This window comes from Pseudomonas sp. S2_E02, assembly GCF_054668355.1.
This window is the reverse complement of sequence record NZ_CP162761.1, coordinates 1,320,226-1,340,346: the sequence shown is the minus strand read 5'-3', so window position 1 is coordinate 1,340,346 and position 20,121 is coordinate 1,320,226. Positions and strand designations below refer to the sequence as shown.

Here is a 20,121-nt window from a genome sequence, read left to right as displayed (position 1 = left end):
TTCAAGGAAGGCAATCGCGCCCGGTGGCGCGGCCGGGCTTCAAACCCGGTTGGGGACGGCATCCGTTCCCGGGCAGGTTCGACTCCGGCTGCCTTCCGCCAGTTTTTCCTCCGGACCTCCCCGCTCCAGTGTTGATTGATCGTTCCCACGCTCCGCGTGGGAATGCAGCCCGGGACGCTCTGCGTCCCATCCAGAGCCGAACGCGGAGCGTCCGTTGAGGCATTCCCACGCAGAGCGTGGGAACGATCTGTATCCCCGCTACTGCGGCAATTCCAGATTATCCATCACCCGATTCACCGCCAGTTCGCCGAGCATGATCAGTTGCGCGATCCCCAACAGCGTCCTGCGCTGCGACGCGGGTATGAGGTGGGCGAAGTCATGGGCGATGGTTCTGGCGGAGGCGAGTGTTTCGCTGGCATCGGCCAGCAGTTCTTCGTTTTTGAAGTCTGCGGTGACGGCGTACATCCGTCGGGTTTTGCGTGGTGGTGGGGTGGAGCCGGGTGGGCAGAGGTAATGATCGAGCGCGCGTTCGGCGGCGTCGTTGAGTTTTTTTGAATCGAGGGATTCGTAGGGGGAGGCGAGGTCGATTTCGGGCGGGTTGGGTGTTGGTTTGATCATCGTGAAACTCCGTGGTTGATTTAGCCGCCACGGCTCATCGCTAAACAAGTAAAGGTGGCGGCTGTACGCAGGTTAGCGATCCGGGTCACAGAAACCCCGGGTAGACCCGAAGGTCTCCCACGCACAGCCACCATGACGCCAAGTGCAGATAGACAATGCTGCAATTGAGACTGGGGATTGAGCGTCTGTAAGGTATCGGATCGCTAAACCCGATCGCTGATTCGTCAGCGACCGCACCACAATAGAACCCGCCCCCAAGGCGCACAAGCCGGCGGATTCTGGCGTAGCTGTAGGCAATGGCGCAAGAATTTGTAGCCTGAAAGGCGTGTCTGGAGGTGTCTTTTAAACGCCGGAGTTTAAAATGCGATTTGCGCTGACTTCACTGGCCCCTTCGCGAGCAAGCTCGCTCCCACATTTGGAATGCGTTTCCCTGTGGGAGCGAGCCTGCTCGCGAAAGGGCCATCCCGGCCAGCAGAAAAACCTCGATCAAACCCCGCTGTTTAAATTATTGGTTAAGTAAAGCTGTCCCCTTTGTTCGCACTAATGTCTCCAATATGGATTGGTCTGCTTACTTGTTGATTCAGTTGTTGGATGTTCTTATTTTATACATTTAAAGTTGTCGACGGCGATTGCATCATTGTTGGTGATTATCTCCACTCGAGCAATATCGGTGCTTCTGAATTCGATAAGTTGCGCAGGATTTCTTTCTGTGGGGGCGAGAAGTGTATAACCCGGGAATACTCCTTTTGAATTGTAGTAATTTGCTCTGTTTGTAACGTTTCCCCATGCTTGATAAAAGCTGATGTACGTATACGTATTTTTGAAATTGAAGTGTATGGTGCATGATCCCAGTGACGTGAAAACTACTTGTCCTTCGATGTTTTTTAGCGCAGGGTCACCGCTACCGACTGCTGGCGATAAAGATATTGGGTATGAAGAAGATGCATTAGTGATGGTGACGTATTGTGTTTCGTATGATTGCCCGCTGGAAAGTGTCTGACTTGGTTCGCTATCGAAGTTTACGAGTATCTCGTTCGGGACCGTAATGAGGGTCAGGGTCAATACCGGAAGTGATATGGTCGGAGTATCGTTGCTTTGGGGGAAATCGAATTTTGCTTCAAAGTGAATCTCACTGTTGTCCTTGAATTTGTTGAGTTCGTTTCGCAATAGTTTCTTTATAAAACCATCTCTGACATTGTCCGCAGTGACTTGATTGTTGGTTAGGAGGTCGATTGTGTAAGGTGCGCCTAAGTTATCTGTTCCCGTGCACTCTAGGTTTATAAGTTGGTCTGTAGAAATGCCAAGCCACGGACGCAGCGTAACTTCCGCATCACCTGTGAAATCATTTAAGTTCAACGTTTTGCTGTCCGGTGGCTGGGTTACATTTGGCATCGGCAACCGAGAATCTCCATCGGCAATCTTCAATATACTGAACGTCGCCACTGGCGATTTCCCGGCCTGTGCGTTATTGCGATTCAAATTCCAGCGAAATCCAATATTCTCTCCATGTCGCGCCGCCATAAACGGCGTGCTCAACACGGTATCCACCTGTTTTTCGCTGTTGAACTCCACCAACGGAAACTGCGGCGAGCCTGCTGGTGGATTGACTTCTACCTGACGTGCGCGATCTGCTTTCCGTGCATCGCGATACTCGATGCGGATCTTTACCCCATTTGGATAGGCCAGCACATCAATCGGCTCAACGGCGTCCACCAGAAACGGTGGTAACAACTTAATCGGAGGCGCGTCGGTCACAGTCGCGGTAGCTGTATTGGAACTCCCCACCAGATCGCCATCCGGCTTGCGCAGTTCGTAGGTTGCCGTGACGCTACTGCCAGCGAAAACCTTGTCATTGGGTACCTCAAGGAACAGGGTTTGTTTCACTCCGAACCGATCTGCTTCGACTTTGCTGCTAATGGTCACCACCACAGCGGCGGGTTGCCCTGTGTTAGTTGCGGTATAGGTCGCGATGACGTCGTAGCCCACGACAAAACGCTTATCGTCCGTCAGAACGACCAGTAGCAGCGGCCCATCCGCCAGTTTCTCCAGGTCGATGGTTTCCGCGTCGTCACCGGGATAGTCTTCTTTGCGTTCCAGCAGGATCGGCTTGTCCAACAACGAACCATCCAGATCCTCATTCACTGCCACCGCAGCGGACCATACTGCATCGGGATCCGGTCCGTTGAGCAGTTGATCGGTCACGGTGTAGGAAAAGTTGAGGACCTTGTTCTGGCGTTTCGCTTTGTCGAGAAACTCACGCTCCACCGTGAAGCAGACGGTCGTTGGCACTTCGGTGCCCGGGTTCGGCGGTTCAGGGGCCTGATCCTTGCTGACCGTGAAGGTCTCTATTTCGCCGTTGCACTTCAGGCTGATGGTGTCGTAAGCGCGGCAGTAGGGATAACTGAAGCAGACGGGCGCGCTGACGAAGTCTTTGCCGACGCCTTGTTTAATGAGGTCGGACAAGTCCAGGTCGAGTTCGGAGTGGCCGTCGATTTGGGGAAAGCGATCCTTCAGGCCGGGGCGGATGCGGTTATAGAGGATTTCCAGCGGTGGTGTGGAAGTGCCGATGTTGTCGCTGCCACGCCTGACGGTGTAGTACATCTTGTTGACCTTGTCCGGATGCAGTCGGCCCTTAGTCCGTAACTGGGTTTTCGCGTTCGGATTTGTAATGGTCTCGCTATCCAGTGTCGCCGATTCACCCTCAAGCCAAAGCTCCATGACATCGCCGGGGTCCATGGTGCCCGACAGCGGCGGATCGACGATAACAACGGCACCTTTACCGTCGGCGACCAGATCAGAGGCCACCAGGGGCACGCCGATGTGTGCACCTACCACGGGCGTGGTCTCGCCGTTGACCTTTGGCGGGTACAGGACGAGGACGGTGTTGTCCGGCGGGGTTGAGGTGGTCATGGATGAGGCTCCTGCGTGTTGGGAACGGGCAGGGGTTATCAGAGCGCTTAATTGAGAATTGCGCACCTGTCAGATCTGACAGGTGGCGACGAGTGGTCATCGGCGCGAGCGTCAAAAGCAAAAGATCGCAGCCTTCGGCAGCTCCTTGGGATCGGCGTAGGAGCTGCCGAAGGCTGCGATCTTTTGAACTAAAAAGCGGGAAAGCTTCGTCGTGCCCCGTTTAGCCGTTTGTGTTGGCTGTGAGATTGCCTTTGCGAGCAGGCTCGCTCCCACAGGTTCGCCGGGGTGAACACAGGTTTGTGATCGATCCCGATCACTGTGGGAGCAGGCTTGCCCGCGAAGACGTCAGTCGCTGCACCGACTTATTCAAGGCTTGGTACAGAACCGTGCTACTGCGGCAACTCCAGATTATCCATCACCCGATTCACCGCCAGCTCGCCGAGCATGATCAGTTGCGCGATGCCCAACAGCGTCCGTCGCTGCGACGCCGGTATGAGGTGGGCGAAGTCATGGGCGATGGTTCTGGCGGAGGCGAGTGTTTCGCTGGCATCAGCCAGTAGTTCCTCGTTTTTGAAGTCTGCGGTGACGGCGTACATCCGGCGGGTTTTGCGTGGTGGTGGGGTAGAGCCGGGTGGGCAGAGGTAGTGATCGAGCGCGCGTTCGGCGGCGTCGTTGAGTTTTTTGGAATCGAGGGATTCGTAGGGGGAAGCGAGGTCGGTTTCGGGTGGGTTGGGTGTTGGTTTTATCATGGTGAAGCTCCTTGAGATGTGGAGCCGTCATTCCATCGCTGCTAAACGGATAGGGTGGCGGCTGTACGCGGGTTAGCAGACCAGGCTCAAGGATCCCGGCGCACCGAAGTGCCCCACGCAAAGCCGCCATAACGTAATGGCAGTACTCGCGTGCCTTGAAATTTACCGAGCTGCTAAACCCGATCGCTGATTCGTCAGCGACCGACCCACAATAGAATCCGCCCCCAAGGCGCACAAGCCGGCGGATTCTGGCGTAGCTGTAGGCAATGGCGCAAGAATTTGTAGCCTGAAAGGCGTGTCTGAAGGTGTCTTTTCAACACCTGAGTTTAAAAGGCGATTTGCGCTGACGTCACTGGCCCCTTCGCGAGCAAGCTCGCTACCACATTTGGAATGTGTTTCCCTGTGGGAGCGAGCTTGCTCGCGAAAGGGCCATCCCGGTCAGCAGAAAAAACCTTGATCAAGCCCCGACGTTTAAATCACTGGTTAAATAAATCCATCCCTTTTTACGTTAAAACCTCCTGGCTTTGAATCCAATGGTTTGGAATTGCACGTAAACGTCGACTGTTTCATTTGAAACATTTATGCCTTGTGAATAAGGCGGTGTGACCCATTGTGCGTATCCCCTTGTGAAGCATGTGGCTGCCTGCGGCTGAGATGGATTGGAGGTTTTAGCTGTGTACCAATAATGGTAGGGGGATGTGCTTACCTTTTGGAAACTAAAAGACGCGGCCTGGGCAGTCGGGTCGTTTGTGAATTCATGTGGGAAAGGTTGGGCGCCTATGGATGTGAGCCAAGCCATGGACTCTGCGTGAGTGCGGTGCAGCGAGTTGAATACCAGTTCATAAACGTTTTTACAGCTAACCTCGTAACTGTTGGTCGCGCCCCTTTCGTCACGCGCGGTGATGCGTGCGGTTCCTATTCCTGTAGAAACAACATGGCCAGTTTTTGGATCTACGGAAGCAACGTTAAGGTCTGACGAACTGTATTGGTAAGGAGGATTACCGCCCCGAGCTTCTCGTGTGCGATGCGCGTTATCGTGTAAATATGCAGTCGTATCGAAAGGCGGGATATGGGGGGCCGGTGCCGGATAAAAGTGGGGCCCATCCAGCACCATTGGTGAGGTATCTATTTCCAGAGCAGGCGTCGCCTTAACCACATAAGTACGCACCAAAAACCGCTTCGCCAACCCCAAATCCTCACTCTTCCCAAACGCCACCCACACCTCCATGGTCAGTGGCGTCCCATCCTTCAACCCTTTCAAATCCTCATAAGGCGCGGTCGCTTCGGAGTAGCCATTCCTCACCCAGTCATCATTGACGAAGGCAGACGGCGCCGCCCAGACGAATTTTTCATAGACCGAACCATCGGCATTGGTGCCCTTGAACAGCAACCAGACATATTGCCCCACCGCATTGAAGGGAAACCCTGAGCACCACATTTTGCCTTCAGGTGTCAGCTCGGCCAGATTCAGCTCCGATCCTTCACCCGCATTGCTCGCTTCCTTCAACCGAGGGGCGAGGAGTGCTGCCTGGGGCAGTTCCTGCACGTTGAGGATGAGCGGGTCTGACGGTTGCGCGGCGCCGTTACCACGGGTGATGGTGTAACAGACGGTCACGCTGTCGCCCAGACAAAAGGCCACGAGCCGCGGCGGAATATCGATGTTCAGACCGGTCTCGCTGATCGGCCGTGGATCGGAGGTGAATGAGCCTTCGGCGTGGGTGCCGGGCTTCGGAATCCAGCAGACGCTTAGTAGGTCGGTGGGGAGGGTGGTGCCTTGCGGCACGACAATGGTGAGCTGGGACTCGGCAGCCAAGGGGGCCAATGTGTTGCCGTTGGCTTGCTGCACGCCGGCGGGTTTCAGCTCCATGTAAGCTGTGACGGTCAGTGTTCTGGCGGCCGACGTCGCGCCCGAGCCGTACAAAGCCTTGGCGGTAAAGCTGTGTGCTGCCACAGCCAGGGCACTGATGAGCAACGTCCAGACACCGGTTGTGGGATCTGCCGTTGCCGGACCTTTGGAGACAGCGCCGTCAAAGATTTCGACTTTCTGGCCTTTGGCAGCAATCCCGGACAGCGTTACGGCAGTTTCTACCGTGGTGCCGTTCTGCGGAATTTCGACACCGCTCGGCGAGCCCTTCACGGAGGTCAACGTCGGGGCGGTGGCGGCGGTCACGGTCAGGGTCCTGACCGCCGATTCAGCCCCCGGCGCATACAACGCCGTGGCCTTGAAGTTGTAGGTGGCCGCGCTCAGGCCTGAAACCGGCAGCTCCCATTTACCTGTTGCGGGATCGGCAGTCGCTTTGCCTTTTGAAGTGGCGCCGTCGAATATTTCGACTTGCAGCCCCTTGGCAGCAATCCCGGACAGCGTTACGGTGGTTTCTACCGTGGTGCCGTTCTGCGGAATTTCGACCCCACTCGGCGAACCCTTCACGGAGGTCAACGTCGGGGCGGTGGCCGCCGTCACGGTCAGGGTCCTGACCGCCGATTCAGCCCCCGGCGCATACACCGCCCTGGCCTTGAAGTTGTGCACGGCCGCGTTCAGGCCTGAAACCGGCAGCTCCCATTTACCTGTTGCGGGATCGGCAGTTGCTTTGCCTTTTGAAGTGGCACCGTCGAATATTTCGACTTGCTGACCCTTGGCAGCGACCCCGGACAGCGTTACGGCGGTTTCTACCGTGGTGCCGTTCTGCGGAATTTCGACACCGCTCGGCGAGCCCTTCACGGAGGTCAACGTCGGGGCGGTGGCGGCGGTCACGGTCAGGGTCCTGACCGCCGATTCAGCCCCCGGCGCATACACCGCCCTGGCCTTGAAGTTGTGCACGGCCGCGCTCAGGCCTGAAACCGGCAGCTCCCATTTACCTGTTGCGGGATCGGCAGTTGCTTTGCCTTTTGAAGCGGCACCGTCGAATACTTCGACTTGTTGACCCTTGGCAGCAATCCCGGACAGCGTTACGGCGGTTTCTACCGTGGTGCCGTTCTGCGGAATTTCGACCCCACTCGGCGAACCCTTCACGGAGGTCAACGTCGGGGCGGTGGCCACCGTCACGGTCAGGGTCCTGACCGCCGATTCAGCCCCCGGCGCATACACCGCCCTGGCCTTGAAGTTGTGCACGGCCGCGTTCAGGCCTGAAACCGGCAGCTCCCATTTTCCTGTTGCGGGATCGGCAGTCGCTTTGCCTTTTGAAGTGGCGCCGTCGAATATTTCGACTTGCAGCCCCTTGGCAGCAATCCCGGACAGCGTTACGGCGGTTTCTACCGTGGTGCCGTTCTGCGGAATTTCGACCCCGCTCGGCGAGCCCTTTGCGGAGGTTAACGTTGGGGCGGTGGCCGCCACGACTACAACGTTCCGAGCATTCGAAACCGATCCCCCTTGGCGCCTGGCGCGCAAGTTATAGGTGGTCCCGACACTGAGTCCAGTGAGTTGAAACGTCCACGTACGTTGCGCATTGACTGGAATGTTGGTGTTGGGCAGAGGTGCACCATAGTTGACCAAGTCGATCACGGTGCCTGGGGTGGCAATCCCGCTCAAGATGATGGTTGTATCGATCGTTTGACCGTTGTTGGGAATCTCTACCAGTGCTGAGTCAGTGATCAAACGGAGTTCTGGCACGATGTTTTGTACGACGGTCAGCGTTCTGACCGCCGATTCAGCCCCCGGCGCATACAACGCCCTGGCTTTGAAGTTGTAGGTGGCCGCGCTCAGGCCTGAAACCGGCAGCTCCCATTTACCTGTTGCGGGATCGGCAGTCGCTTTGCCTTTTGAAGTGGCGCCGTCGAATATTTCGACTTGCAGCCCCTTGGCAGCAATCCCGGACAGCGTTACGGTGGTTTCTACCGTGGTGCCGTTCTGCGGAATTTCGACCCCACTCGGCGAACCCTTCACGGAGGTCAACGTCGGGGCGGTGGCCGCCGTCACGGTCAGGGTCCTGACCGCCGATTCAGCCCCCGGCGCATACAACGCCCTGGCTTTGAAGTTGTAGGTGGCCGCGCTCAGGCCTGAAACCGGCAGCTCCCATTTTCCTGTCGCGGGATCGACAGTCGCTTTGCCTAACGAGACAGCTCCATTAAAGATCTCGACTTCCAGGCGCGGTGTGGCGGTGCCGCTCAGTTTGATGGTGGTATCGGATGTGAATCCCTTGTCGGGTATTTCCACGCCTGCGGAGTCCTTCACCGAATCAATGGTAGGCGTCAGTGCGTTCGACAGGGTGAAGGTTCTGCCGGCAGAGACCTGACCGGTGCCGTACTTCGCTTTGGCGGTGAATGTGCGAGTGCCGATCCCGATGAGTGTTGTCTCATAAGTCCAGATGCCGCTGGCATCGACCGGGCGATCACCTTTTGTGACTGTCCCCTCGAAAATCTCGACCTGCTGCAGCAGTGTTGCTGTGCCGGTCAATTTCACCTGTGGATCGACGGTGCCGCCGTTATGCGGAATTTCCTTGCTCTGGGAGTCCGTTACCGAGGTGATTTCCGGTTGCAGGTCAATCGGGGCCGCGTCGGTCACAGTCGCGGTAGCTATATTGGAACTCCCCACCAACCCCACATTGGGCCTGTGCAATTCGTAAATCGCAGTCACCTTGCTGCCAGCGAAGACCTTATTATTGGGCACCTCAAGGAAGCAGGGCAGTTTCCCAAGGAAGGGATCCTCTTCGACTTTGCCCCGGACGACCACGGGGTCGGTTTGCCCTGTAGTGGTATAGGTCGCCACAATCTCGTCGCCTACCTCAAAACGGTTGTCTTTGGTCATCACGACCACCAGCAGCGGATTGCCCGCCAGCTTCTCCAGGTCGATGGTTTCCGCGTCGTCACCGGGATAGTCTTCTTTGCGTTCCAGCAGGATCGGCTTGTCCAACAACGAACCATCCAGATCCTCATCCACCGCCACCGCAGCAGACCATACCGCATCGGGATCCGGTCCATTGCGCAGTTGATCGGTCACGGTGTAGGAAAAGTTGAGGACCTTGTTCTGGCGTTTCGCTTTGTCGAGAAACTCGCGCTCCACCGTGAAGCAGAGGGTCGTTGGCTTTTCGGTGCCCGGGTTCGGCGGTTCGGGGGCCTGATCGTTGCTGACCGGGAACGTCTTTATTTCGCCGTTGCACTTCAGGCTGATGGTGTCGTAAGCGCGGCAGTAGGGATAACTGAAGCAGACGGGCGCGCTGACGAAGTCTTTGCCGACGCCTTGCTCAATGAGATCGGACAAGTCCAGTTCGAGTTCGGAGTGGCCGTCGATTTCGGGAAAGCGATCTTTCAGACCAGGGCGAATGCGGTTGTAGAGCACTTGCAGTGGCGGCTCAGAGGTCCCGGTATTATTGCTGTTGCGTTCGACCGTGTAATACAGTTGGTTGACTTCATCGGGATGCAGCCGGTTTCTGGGAATGCGCAGAAAGATGGGTACATTCGGATCGCCAATCGTGGTGAAGCTAAGCAGCGTTGTGTCGTTGACCAGCCACAGTTTCACAACATCCTCTGACTCCCAGATACCGACTAATGGCGGATCGATCTGAACCTTTGCGCCTTCACCATCGCTGACCAGGTCATAAGCCACTAGCGGTACACCGACATGCGCCCCTTTGACCGGCTCGGTCTGGCCCTGGATCTTGGGGGGGGTAAAGCTGTAGAGGTGAGTTGTCGGTGGTGGTGGATTGGTTCATTTCAGGGCGCTCCTGCGTGGTGGGAACAGCAGGAATGATGAAAGCGCGATTGCGGGGAAAGCGCACCTGTCAGATCTGACAGGTGGCGACGAGTGGTCATCGGAGCGAGCGTCAAAAGCAAAAGATCGCAGCCTTCGGCAGCTCCTACGCGGTTGTTTGTAGGAGCTGCCGAAGGCTGCGATCTTTTGATCCCAAAAGCGGAGAGCTTGATCTGACCCTGTTTAGCTCTCGCCGCAGGTTCTTCTCAGTCTTTTCAGCCCGGCACCTCCAGATTATCCATCACCCGATTCACCGCCAGCTCCCCCAGCATGATCAGTTGCGCGATCCCCAACAGCGTTCTGCGTTGCGATGCCGGTATGAGGTGGGCGAAGTCATGGGCGATGGTTCTGGCGGAGGCGAGTGTTTCGCTGGCATCGGCCAGCAGTTCCTCGTTTTTGAAGTCTGCGGTGACGGCGTACATCCGGCGGGTTTTACGGGGCGGCGGGGTGGAACCGGGTGGGCAGAGGTAATGATCGAGGGCGCGTTCGGCGGCGTCGTTGAGTTTTTTTGAATCGAGGGATTCGTAGGGGGAAGCGAGGTCGGTTTCGGGTGGGTTTGGCGTTGGTTTGATCATCGGTAAAGCCTCTAGAGTAGTGAAGCTGCCACCGTTCGCTGCTAACGAAGGAGGTGGCGGCTGTACGCGGGTTAGCAGACCAGGACTCTAGAACCCGGCGCACCGAAGTGCCCCACGCAAAGCCGCCATAACGGCAATGAACTTTGTGCGTCTAGAGAAAAACCCGGGCTGCTAAACCCGATCACTGATAATCAGCGACCGCACCACAATAGAACCCGCCCCCAAGGCGCACAAGCCGGCGGATTCTGGCGTAGCTGTAGGCAATGGCGCAAGAATTTGTAGCCTTGAAGGCGTGTCTGGAGGTGTCTTTTAAACACCAGAGTTTAAAAGGCGATTTGCCCTGATTTCACTGGCCCCTTCGCGAGCAGGCTCGCTCCCACAGGTTCGGCGGTGTAAACACAGCCTGATGATCGACGCAGAAACCTGTAGGAATGAGCCTGCTCGCGATTACGGTGTATCAGTCAGCATGAATGTTGCTGAAAAGACGCTATCGCGAGCAGGCTCACTCCTACAGTAACCGCGTTCCTTCAGAAACCAAGTGGGTACTGGATCACCACGTAGATCCGGTCAATGTCATCGCCGGCCTGCGCTTCATTGGCTCGATGTGAAACATGCGATACCTGCACCGACAAATCCTTTGCCGCGCCCGATTGCACGACGTACTTCAAATCGATATCGCGTTCCCAATGCTTGCCACCATCGCCTTGCTGCGGCTGATAACTGCCGCTGTCAGGATCAAACGGGTTGTAGGCGCCACCCTTGGGCGCATGGGTGCCATCGATATGGCTACCGCTGACGTAGCGGGTCATGAACTTCAGGCCGGAGATGCCGAAGGCACCGAGGTCGAGGTCGTAGCGCGCTTGCCAGGAGCGTTCGTTGGCGCCGTTGAAATCGGCGTATTTGATCGAGTTGGCGAGGTAGATCGAGTCGCCGCCGACGAAATCGAACGGTGTGTCGCCATTGATCTTTTGCCAGCCGAGCATTACCGCGTGGGGGCCGAAGGCGTATTTGCCGGAGAGGCTGAACGCGGTGTTGTCGATGGCGCCGGCCAGCGCTCGGCCGCTGTCGCGGGTGTGGTAGAGGTTGGCGTCGAGCAGTACGCCGGACTGTTTGAAGTGCAGATTGCCGTAGTACTGATGCCAGGTGTCGCTCAGGTCGGAGGCATACAGCGTGCCGCCCACTGGGCTGTCGGTGAACAGATCGGCGCCGAGAAAACTGATCGCGCCGGCCTCGGTATTGGCGCCATAGCCGTAGAAATTGCCTTTGCCGGATGAGCTGTCCTGATTCTTGAACGCGGTGAAATGCCCGGCCACCAGATTGATGTGGTCGAACTCGGCGCTGTTGAGCAGAAAACCGGTGGCGTATTCCGGTTGCAGGCGTTTGTCGGAGGTGTCGAACACCGGGGTTTCCACGGTCATTTCACCGAAGGCGAGCGTGGTGCGCGAGGCTTTCAGCTTGAGTGCGCCGCCCGCGCTGGAGTAATCGTTTTCGCTGCGGCCATCGCTGTCGACCGGCAGCAGACCGGTGCCGGAATGGCCTTTGCCGCCGTCGAGTTTGAGCCCGGCGAAGGCGTGGGCATCGATGCCAAAACCGACCGTTCCGGCGGTGAAACCAGATGAGAAAGTGCCGATAAAGCCCTGAGCCCACTCCTGTTTGTAGTTTTTGCCGGAGGGTGAGGGCGAGCGGTAGTCGTTGCTCAGGTAGAAGTCGCGGCTGAGGATTTCGCTTTTGGCATCGTCGAAGAAACCGCTGGCGTGGGCGCTGGTGGTCAGACCGCAGAGCAGCGCGAGGAGGGTGAGACGCGAAGGGGCGCGGTCGATCATGGTCGGTGGCCAGCGGCAATTAAGATGGCTGGGATGATCGCGGGAATGTAGGGCAGGGGATTGAGCGGATGTGCTGAATTTACGGGGCCACACAAAACCTGTGGGAGCGAGCTTGCTCGCGAAAGCGGTACATCAGTCAACATTTTTGCCGGCTGATAAACCGCTTTCGCGAGCAAGCTCGCTCCCACAGGGTTCTGGGCTGAATGAGGGTTTTGTGGCGGGAGCAAAAATCTGCGTCAGCGATGGCGGTGTGTCGGGCAACATTTTTGTTGCCTGACACACCTTTTGATCACGTTACGACAATGGCGGCGTACGTGGCGGGATCTGGCGTTTGCTGCCGGTCGATTCAAACGCGGCGGCGAAACGCAGCAGGTTCGAGTCGTCGTAGGCGCGGCCAGCGAAGGTCAGGCCGACCGGCATGCCGATATCGGCCATCACGCCCATCGGCACGGTGACGGTCGGTACGCCGAGGTGGCGGATCGCGAGGTTGCCGTTGGCCACCCAGATGCCGTTGCTCCAGGCGATGTCAGCCGACGCCGGGTTGACGTCCGCGTCCGCCGGGCCGACGTCGGCAACAGTCGGGAACAGCACGGCATCGAGGCCCAGCGTGTCCATCCAGTCTTCGAGGTCGATGCGTCGGGTTTGCTCCAGGCCGCGCAGGCCGTCAGGCACGGTGCCGATTTCATTCCACGGGGTGATACCGCGCTCGGCCATGCGCACGTACTCATCCATGCCGGCAGCCAGATCGCCTTCACGGTTGGGCAGGGTGCCCGGGTCGTGCGGGAAGATTTTCGGCCCGTCGACGTCGACCAGACGATTGAGTTTCGGATCGCCGTTGGCTTGCAGGAAGTCGTCGAACGCCCACGCGGTCAGGTCCCACAGCTCATGGTGCAGGAACTCTTTGGAGACCAGCCCCCGAGTGAACACGGTTGGCGCGCCGGGGCGATCGCCTTCGCAGTTGGAGACCAGCGGAAAGTCGGTTTCGATGACTTCGGCACCGGCCGCTTCCAGAGCCTGACGCGCCTGCTTCCACAAGTCGATCACCGAGGCGCGGGTGTTGATGCGCTGGCCGGTCGGGCCACCGATGCCCGGGGCTTCGCTGGTGCCAGCCTCGGGGTCGGCATTGATGAACATACGCGGGACGGCGAAACGCTTGCCGGCCAGCGCTTTGGCGTCGGCAGCCAGATCGCAGTAAGCGGCGGGGCGCACGGAACTGACGCTCGGGATCGGCACCCACGGTTGCAGGCGCCAGAGGTCGCCACGGGTGTCCGGGTCTTCGGCGACGACGATGTCGAGGACTTCGAGCAGATCGGCCATGGTCCGCGCATAAGGCACGACGACGTCCATGGTCGGCGTCAACGGCCAGTTGCCGCGCACCGAAATCACCCCGCGTGACGGCGTGTAGGCGCACAAGCCATTGTTCGACGCCGGGCCACGCCCGCTCGACCAGGTTTCTTCAGCCAGACCAAACGCGGCAAAACTCGCGGCAGTGGCGGTGCCGGCACCGTTCGACGAACCGGAGGCAAACGGCGCGGTGAGGTAATCAGCGTTGTAAGGGCTTTCGGCGCGACCGTAGACGCCACGTTGCATGCCGCCATTGGCCATCGGCGGCATGTTGGTTTTGCCCAGGCAAATCGCCCCGGCCGCGCGCAGACGTTCAATGGTGAAGGCGTCGCGATAAGCGACCAGATCGGCGAAGGCCGGGCTGCCGGACGCTGCCGTGAGGCCTTTGACCAGATAGCTGTCTTTGGCGGTGTAGGGGATGCCGTCGAGCGGGCCGAGGGTTTTGCCTTCGGCACGACGGGCATCGGACGCGCGGGCTTCGTTCAACGCTTCAGGGTTGCGCACGACCACGGCATTCAGCGCCGTTGGGGTGTCGGCGCCATCGTAGGCATCGATACGTGCGAGATATGCCTGCACCAGTTCGACTGCGGTGGTCTGGCCGGACTCGAGCGCGGCGCGCAGTTGGGCAATGGAAACTTCGGTGACCTCGATCATGCGCTCACCGCTGTTTGAATTTGGGTGTTTTTCCTGGAGTGGGTGTTCATATCGGTTCTCGTTGCACAGCTATAAGCGACAAGGTTAAGACTGGCGCCTATTTAACACCAAGCGGCGTGCGGAGTAATCGACGGGATCAATCTGCCACCGATTTTCTCTCCGGCCGGCCCCTTCGCGAGCAAGCTCGCTCCCACAGGGATCGCATTTCAAACAGGCATCCAGGCTGCCAAAGTGGAATGCATTTCAAATTTGCAGCCAAGGAGCCAAGTGGAATGCATTCCAAATGTGGGAGCGAGCTTGCTCGCGAAGGCGTCAGCCCGGCCAACCCATCACTTCAGCCGATCACAGCACCCCGTACTCCCGCGCCGTCCGATCCACCGCAATCCGCGTCTTGTCGATCAACTCATCCAGCTCCGCGCGCGTGGCCACCAGCGCCGGGGCCATGATCATCCGCCCCAACGTCGAACGAATGATCAATCCCTCCTCAAAGCCAATCGTGCGGCAACGCCAGGCGATATCGTTTTCATTGGCAAAACGCTTGCGCGTCGCTTTGTCCTCAGCAAACTGCAACGCAGCCACCAAACCAACCCCCTGAATCTCACCCACCAACGGATGACTGCCGAACACCTCGCGCAGGCAATTCTGCAGATACGGCCCGGTGTCGGTTTTCACCTGATTCACTACGCCCTCATCGCGCAAGGCCTTGAGGTTGGCAATCGCCACGGCAGCTGCGACCGGGTGCCCGGAATAGGTCAGGCCGTGGGCAAATACGCCACCTTTCTCGACCAATGCTTCAGCCATGCGCCGCGACAGAATCAAGCCACCCATAGGGATGTAACCCGAGGTCAGGCCCTTGGCGATCGACAGCGTGTCGGGCTCAAAACCAAATGCCTGATGGGCGAACCATTCACCGGTGCGGCCAAAACCGCCAATCACTTCATCCGCACACAACAACACATCGTATTGACGGCAGATACGCTGGATTTCCGGCCAGTACGTCGCCGGCGGAATGATCATCCCTCCCGCACCCTGAAACGGTTCTGCGACGAACGCGGCGACCTTGTCGGCGCCTAGCTCAAGAATCTTGTCTTCCAGTTGCCGCGCCGCTTGCAGGCCAAACTCTTCCGGGCTGAGATTACCTTCATGGGCGAACCAGTACGGCTCATCAATGTGCGCGACATCGGGGATGGTCCCGCCCATCTCATGCATGAATTTCATCCCGCCCAACGCCGTCGCGGCCAGGGTCGAGCCGTGGTAGCCGTTCCAGCGGCCGATCATGATTTTCTTCTCGGGCTTGCCCATCACCTGCCAGAACTTGCGCACGGTACGGATCAGCAATTCGTTGGCTTCGGAGCCGGAGTTGGTGTAGATCGCGTGGCTGTAGTGCTTGGGCAGCAGGCTGAAGAGCAGTTCGGACAGCTCGATCACCGCCGGGTGAGTGGTGTGGAAGAACATGTTGTAGTAGGGCAGTTGTTCCAGCTGTGCGGTCGCCGCGGCGGCGAGATCCTTGCGCCCGTAACCGAGGTTGGTGCACCACAGGCCGGACATGCCATCCAGATAGCGATTGCCGTCGTTGTCCCACAACGCCAGCCGATCGCCGCTGACCATCACCCGTGGACCTTCCTCGTTGAGGGCCTTTTGATCAACGAACGCGTGGATGTGGTGAGCGGCGTCAGAGGCTTGGTAATCGCGGGTACTGCGGGTCGAATCGAATTCGGCGGACATGGCGGATCTCCAGAGCAAAGGGCAAGTGGGTGCGTTCGTCACAGCGCTGCACGGGGAAAGTTTTGTCATCTAAAAATATTTTTGTAAAGAAAATATTTGTCGGTAAAAAAAGATAACCGTAGGCTGACCGCCATTGGCAACGATCAACAGAGGCAACATGAGCGGACTCAGAGAACGGCAGAAGGAACAGCGCCGGCAGGTGATTGCCGAGGCGGCGCTCGAGTTGTTCAAGCGCAACGGTTTTGCGGCTACCACGCTGGACCAGATCGCCGTGCAGGCGGGGGTTTCCGCCCCCACCGTGGTCAACTATTTCGGCGGCAAGCAGGAGATTCTGCTGGCCTTGCTCAAGCAACCCGACGAGCAAGCCATGCGCGAGGCGCGGGCGAATCTCGACGAGAACAGCGATCCGCTGGAGGCGCTGTGCGAGTTCGAAGGGCTGATGACCGATTACCAGCTACAAGCGATGCCGGCTTCGTTGTGGCGAGAATTGGCGCCGTTTCTGCTGACCGGTGAGTTGGCTGAGGCGATGAGCCCGTGGAATGCCGCCGTGATCGAAGAGACCAAAGCGCTGCTTCTGCATTTTCAGCAGGCCGGCAAAGTGCGCGAATCGATCGATCTCGATGTGGTGGCGACGCTGTTCAACCAATACGCGAACATGGCGTTCATTCGCCTCGCCACGCAGGAAATCCCGGATCGGGCCGCGCACGCCTTGCACATGCGCGGGGTTTTGAATCTGTTGTGTCACGGCATGCTGGAGCGCTAAGGCTAAAAGACGATGTGCCGGAAGTGAACTAGGCTCACAGCGGTTCATCGATGGCCCACCCAGGAGCGCCGACATGGAAGACAAACCGCTGATCACGTTTCAGAGTTCCAGAGCACTGCTGGACGTGCTCATTCGAGCGGGCCTGATCACCGTTCTGGTGCTGTTCTGCTACGACATTTTCCATCCGTTTCTCAATGTCATGCTGTGGGCGCTGATCCTGGCCGTCACGCTGTATCCGCTGAATCAGGCTCTGGGCGCGAAACTCGGTAATCGCTACGGCTGGGCGGCAATCATTCTGGTGCTGCTGGGCCTGGTGATTCTGATGCTGCCGTTGAGCCTGCTGGGTGCTTCGATCGCCGATTCGATCAAGGGCAGCATGCACACGTTCGAAGCGGGGCAGTTCGAGATACCGCCGCCACCGGCCAGTGTTGAAGGCTGGCCGTTGATTGGCGCGCCGCTTTACGGCATCTGGATGCACGCTTCGCAGGACCTGAGCTGGGCGTTTCAGGAGCTGGCGCCGCACCTCAAGGACTGGAGCAAAGTGGTGTTGCATCAAGCCGCCGGCGTCGGCGCAGGCATCGTGGTGTTTGTGATTGCCTTGATCGTTGCCGGGTTGATCATGCACCACGGCGAGCGCGGCCACCGCACAGCGGTTGCAGTCACCACACGCATTTCCGGGCCGGTGCGCGGCCCGCAGATCGCCGAACTGTGTACGGCAACCATCCGCGCCGTGGCGCAGGGCGTGGTTGGTATCGCCTTTATTCAGATGCTGCTGGTTGGCGTGGCACTGGTGGTCATGGGCGTACCGGCGGCCGGCATTCTTGCCTTGATGGTGTTGCTGCTGGGCATCACCCAATTGCCGGTGTTGCTGATCACGCTGCCCATCGTGATTTATGTCTTCGCCGTGGACGGGGTCAGCGCCAGCACGATTATCTTTGCGGTGTGGATGGCGATTGCCGGGCTTGCCGACAACGTGCTCAAGCCGATGCTGCTGGGACGCGGCGTCGCGGTGCCGATGCCAGTAGTACTGATCGGCGCGCTCGGGGGCATGGTCACCAGCGGCATTATTGGTTTGTTCACCGGGCCGGTGATTCTGGCGGTTGGCTATGAATTGTTCATCGGCTGGGTCTATCAACCGGCCGATATCACCGAGCTTCTGGAGAGCCAGCGCAAAGAAAATCTACCGTGACACTCATCCCTCTCGCTGACGCATTGGCGTACACCTTAGCGGACGTCTAGGCTGGTCAGTCAGTCGCCCTTCGGGCGCAACGCCCACGCAGGGACAGGAGCGCAACCGATGAAAGCCCCAGCCAGTATTGTCTGCCTGATGTTCACACTGGTTCTCGCGCCGGGAGTCCGCGCCGAAGACCCGCCGGCGGCGCCCCCTCACGCGGCCACCGATGATGCGCCGTTGATCAACCCGCAAGTGGTCGACAAGCTCATCGATATGGGCGATTACCTGCGCAGCCTGCCGAAATTCCAGGTCGACGCCCAAGTCTCGCGCGACACGGTTCTGGAATCCGGGCAGAAGATCAAGACCGAGTCCGCCAACACCCTGAAAGTGGTCGGCCATGATCGCCTGTATGCGAAAAGCGAAGGCGATGTGCGCACCCGCGAGTTTTTCTATAACGGCAAAAAACTCACCCAGTATTCGCCATACCTGAAGTACTACACCACCGTCGACGCCCCGGCCACGGTGGCGGAAACCCTGCACAAGGTCGAGAACTTCTACGGTGTGCAGGTGCCGATGGAGGACCTGTTTCTGTTCGGCAGTGATCAGGCGCAGATCGATGCCTTGAAAGCCGCGTTGTACGTGGGCCCGTCGGTCATCAAGGGTCAGCTCTGCGACCATTTGGCGTTTCGCCAGGAGGGCATCGACTGGCAATTGTGGCTGACCCGCTCCGACAAACCCTTGCCGTGCAAGCTGGTGATCACCACCACCGACGAGAAGAGCTTCCCCGAGTACAGCGCGGTGTATCAGTGGAACCTCAAGCCGACCATTCCGGACACGCAGTTCACCTTCAAACCGGGCAAAGGCGATGTGGCGATTGCGTTTAAACAGGCCAGCGATCAGGGAGGGCAGTGATATGAACAAGTCGATGACGTGGAGTTTGTTGTTGTCGCTGGCCGCCGCCACGCTGCTGACCGCCGGTTATGTCGCCGAAGCCGATGCCCGGGGGCAACGCGCCCAGGGGCATGCCCGCGCCAACGTCAACCGCGCGCCGGCGCCGAATGCGCAACGGGCGCAGCGGATCAATGCGCCGCAGCGCACCAACAATGTCAGTGCCGGTAACCGGGTCAATTCGGGCAATCGGGTCAATTCGGGTAACCGGGTCAATGCCGGCAACAACGTTGGTAACCGCACGAACGTCAACAACGGCAACCGAAACGTCAACATCGACAACAGTCGCGATGTCGATATTGATGTCGACGGCCATGGCCGTTATGGCTACGACGATCACTACCATCCGGTGGCGGCCGCAGTGGCGGTAACGGCAACCGTCGCGGCCACTGCAGCGGTGGTAGGGGCGATCTTTACCCCGGCGCAAATGCCCAGCAGTTGTGTGCAGGTGATTCAGTACAACGTCGCCTACATGCAATGCGGCTCGACCTGGTACCAGCCGCAGTATCAGGGCAGTGATGTGACGTATGTGGTGGTCAATGCGCCTTGATCAGGCTTTCGGCACCCACGCTTGCATCTGCGCCAACATGCCACGGCCGCCTCGGCGTAACCCGGTGGCCAGGGTCAGCCACGGCAGCTCAGTAACGATGACCTGTGCGGCCGGCACCAGTCGCACTTCACCGGCAGTGCTGCCCGCCGGGCCACCGTCCGGCATGAAAATCGTCAGCCAGTCATCCACGCTTTCGACGATCAGGCACAGGCGAAAGCCTTCGCCCTCGGCAATCAGGCCGACCTTGGAACCGTCCTCGTTTTCCAGTCCGGCGAACCGCGCCGTGGTGTCTTTGAACAACTGGTAACCGGGCAGGTTGCTGAGCAGCTTGTTTTCCGTGGCCTCCAGCGCCCGCGCCGCCGCAGACGTGCGTGCCAGCAGCCCGGCGAGAAAACACAGGACGATCAGGCCCAGCAACGCCGCCAGACTCACCAGCGTCACGCCCGCCACGTCATAGCCCTTGAACATCGGCAATAACTTTTCTACCGGCCCGCGCAGCAGGTGGATGGCTTTTTCGATCAGCACGACGATCAACACCAACGGCAGAATGAACAGCAGACCGCCGACCACGGTGGTCTTGATGAACTTGAACATGACGGCTCCTT

General features: G+C 58.6%; 13 protein-coding genes and 1 tRNA gene. 5 read left to right on the top strand and 9 right to left on the bottom strand.

Annotation, left to right across the window (positions count from 1 at the left end):
* The first annotated feature begins 5 nt into the window (after nt 1–5).
* Nucleotides 6–101, top strand: a tRNA-Sec gene (locus tag AB4O01_RS05965).
* Between the two features lie 157 nt (nt 102–258).
* Here the strand turns inward: AB4O01_RS05965 and AB4O01_RS05960 are convergent.
* The 8 genes from AB4O01_RS05960 to AB4O01_RS05925 all read right to left on the bottom strand — a co-directional run bounded on the left by AB4O01_RS05960 (nt 259) and on the right by AB4O01_RS05925 (nt 16,081).
* Nucleotides 259–618, bottom strand: coding sequence for a DUF6124 family protein (locus tag AB4O01_RS05960; protein WP_038361600.1), 360 nt, complete (start codon nt 616–618; stop codon nt 259–261).
* Between the two features lie 597 nt (nt 619–1,215).
* On the bottom strand, nt 1,216–3,528 hold the full coding sequence (locus AB4O01_RS05955) for a hypothetical protein (RefSeq protein ID WP_460090979.1): 2,313 nt from the start codon (nt 3,526–3,528) through the stop codon (nt 1,216–1,218).
* Between the two features lie 389 nt (nt 3,529–3,917).
* A complete protein-coding gene (locus tag AB4O01_RS05950) occupies nt 3,918–4,277 on the bottom strand; it encodes a DUF6124 family protein (protein ID WP_008083868.1) in 360 nt (119 codons plus the stop codon).
* A 508-nt stretch (nt 4,278–4,785) separates the two neighbouring features.
* On the bottom strand, nt 4,786–9,816 hold the full coding sequence (locus tag AB4O01_RS05945) for a phage tail protein (RefSeq protein ID WP_460090978.1): 5,031 nt from the start codon (nt 9,814–9,816) through the stop codon (nt 4,786–4,788).
* Between the two features lie 359 nt (nt 9,817–10,175).
* Nucleotides 10,176–10,535 (bottom strand): DUF6124 family protein, encoded by a 360-nt coding sequence (locus AB4O01_RS05940; protein WP_460090976.1) that lies wholly within the window; start codon nt 10,533–10,535, stop codon nt 10,176–10,178.
* Nucleotides 10,536–11,062: 527 nt separating this feature from the next.
* On the bottom strand, nt 11,063–12,358 hold the full coding sequence (locus AB4O01_RS05935; protein WP_460090975.1) for an OprD family porin: 1,296 nt from the start codon (nt 12,356–12,358) through the stop codon (nt 11,063–11,065).
* A 294-nt stretch (nt 12,359–12,652) separates the two neighbouring features.
* Nucleotides 12,653–14,356 (bottom strand): amidase, encoded by a 1,704-nt coding sequence (locus tag AB4O01_RS05930; protein WP_116256089.1) that lies wholly within the window; start codon nt 14,354–14,356, stop codon nt 12,653–12,655.
* A 342-nt stretch (nt 14,357–14,698) separates the two neighbouring features.
* On the bottom strand, nt 14,699–16,081 hold the full coding sequence (locus AB4O01_RS05925) for an aspartate aminotransferase family protein (protein ID WP_460090973.1): 1,383 nt from the start codon (nt 16,079–16,081) through the stop codon (nt 14,699–14,701).
* 157 nt (nt 16,082–16,238) lie between these two features.
* Here AB4O01_RS05925 and AB4O01_RS05920 point away from each other — a divergent pair, with 157 nt between their 5' ends.
* The 4 genes from AB4O01_RS05920 (at nt 16,239) to AB4O01_RS05905 (ending at nt 19,516) form a co-directional block, all read left to right on the top strand.
* Nucleotides 16,239–16,844 (top strand): TetR/AcrR family transcriptional regulator, encoded by a 606-nt coding sequence (locus tag AB4O01_RS05920; protein ID WP_460090972.1) that lies wholly within the window; start codon nt 16,239–16,241, stop codon nt 16,842–16,844.
* A 73-nt stretch (nt 16,845–16,917) separates the two neighbouring features.
* The gene (locus AB4O01_RS05915) at nt 16,918–18,033 is read left to right on the top strand and encodes an AI-2E family transporter (RefSeq protein ID WP_186622176.1); all 1,116 of its coding nucleotides are present in this window, start codon (nt 16,918–16,920) and stop codon (nt 18,031–18,033) included.
* 108 nt (nt 18,034–18,141) lie between these two features.
* A complete protein-coding gene (locus tag AB4O01_RS05910) occupies nt 18,142–18,930 on the top strand; it encodes a DUF2092 domain-containing protein (protein WP_460090970.1) in 789 nt (262 codons plus the stop codon).
* A 1-nt stretch (nt 18,931) separates the two neighbouring features.
* Nucleotides 18,932–19,516, top strand: a complete 585-nt coding sequence (locus tag AB4O01_RS05905) for a hypothetical protein (protein ID WP_460090969.1) — start codon at nt 18,932–18,934, stop codon at nt 19,514–19,516.
* Here AB4O01_RS05905 and AB4O01_RS05900 read toward each other — a convergent pair whose 3' ends face one another.
* Nucleotides 19,517–20,110, bottom strand: a complete 594-nt coding sequence (locus AB4O01_RS05900; RefSeq protein WP_460090967.1) for a DUF502 domain-containing protein — start codon at nt 20,108–20,110, stop codon at nt 19,517–19,519. It lies immediately after the preceding gene.
* Nucleotides 20,111–20,121: the final 11 nt, after the last annotated feature.

What these genes read in the sequence shown, in the direction of transcription:
- AB4O01_RS05960 (WP_038361600.1), bottom strand. Translation starts at nt 618, where the DNA reads ATGATCAAACCAACACCCAACCCGCCCGAAATCGACCTCGCCTCCCCC.
- AB4O01_RS05955 (WP_460090979.1), bottom strand. Translation starts at nt 3,528, where the DNA reads ATGACCACCTCAACCCCGCCGGACAACACCGTCCTCGTCCTGTACCCG.
- AB4O01_RS05950 (WP_008083868.1), bottom strand. Translation starts at nt 4,277, where the DNA reads ATGATAAAACCAACACCCAACCCACCCGAAACCGACCTCGCTTCCCCC.
- AB4O01_RS05940 (WP_460090976.1), bottom strand. Translation starts at nt 10,535, where the DNA reads ATGATCAAACCAACGCCAAACCCACCCGAAACCGACCTCGCTTCCCCC.
- AB4O01_RS05935 (WP_460090975.1), bottom strand. Translation starts at nt 12,358, where the DNA reads ATGATCGACCGCGCCCCTTCGCGTCTCACCCTCCTCGCGCTGCTCTGC.
- AB4O01_RS05930 (WP_116256089.1), bottom strand. Translation starts at nt 14,356, where the DNA reads ATGATCGAGGTCACCGAAGTTTCCATTGCCCAACTGCGCGCCGCGCTC.
- AB4O01_RS05925 (WP_460090973.1), bottom strand. Translation starts at nt 16,081, where the DNA reads ATGTCCGCCGAATTCGATTCGACCCGCAGTACCCGCGATTACCAAGCC.
- AB4O01_RS05920 (WP_460090972.1), top strand. Translation starts at nt 16,239, where the DNA reads ATGAGCGGACTCAGAGAACGGCAGAAGGAACAGCGCCGGCAGGTGATT.
- AB4O01_RS05915 (WP_186622176.1), top strand. Translation starts at nt 16,918, where the DNA reads ATGGAAGACAAACCGCTGATCACGTTTCAGAGTTCCAGAGCACTGCTG.
- AB4O01_RS05910 (WP_460090970.1), top strand. Translation starts at nt 18,142, where the DNA reads ATGAAAGCCCCAGCCAGTATTGTCTGCCTGATGTTCACACTGGTTCTC.
- AB4O01_RS05905 (WP_460090969.1), top strand. Translation starts at nt 18,932, where the DNA reads ATGAACAAGTCGATGACGTGGAGTTTGTTGTTGTCGCTGGCCGCCGCC.
- AB4O01_RS05900 (WP_460090967.1), bottom strand. Translation starts at nt 20,110, where the DNA reads ATGTTCAAGTTCATCAAGACCACCGTGGTCGGCGGTCTGCTGTTCATT.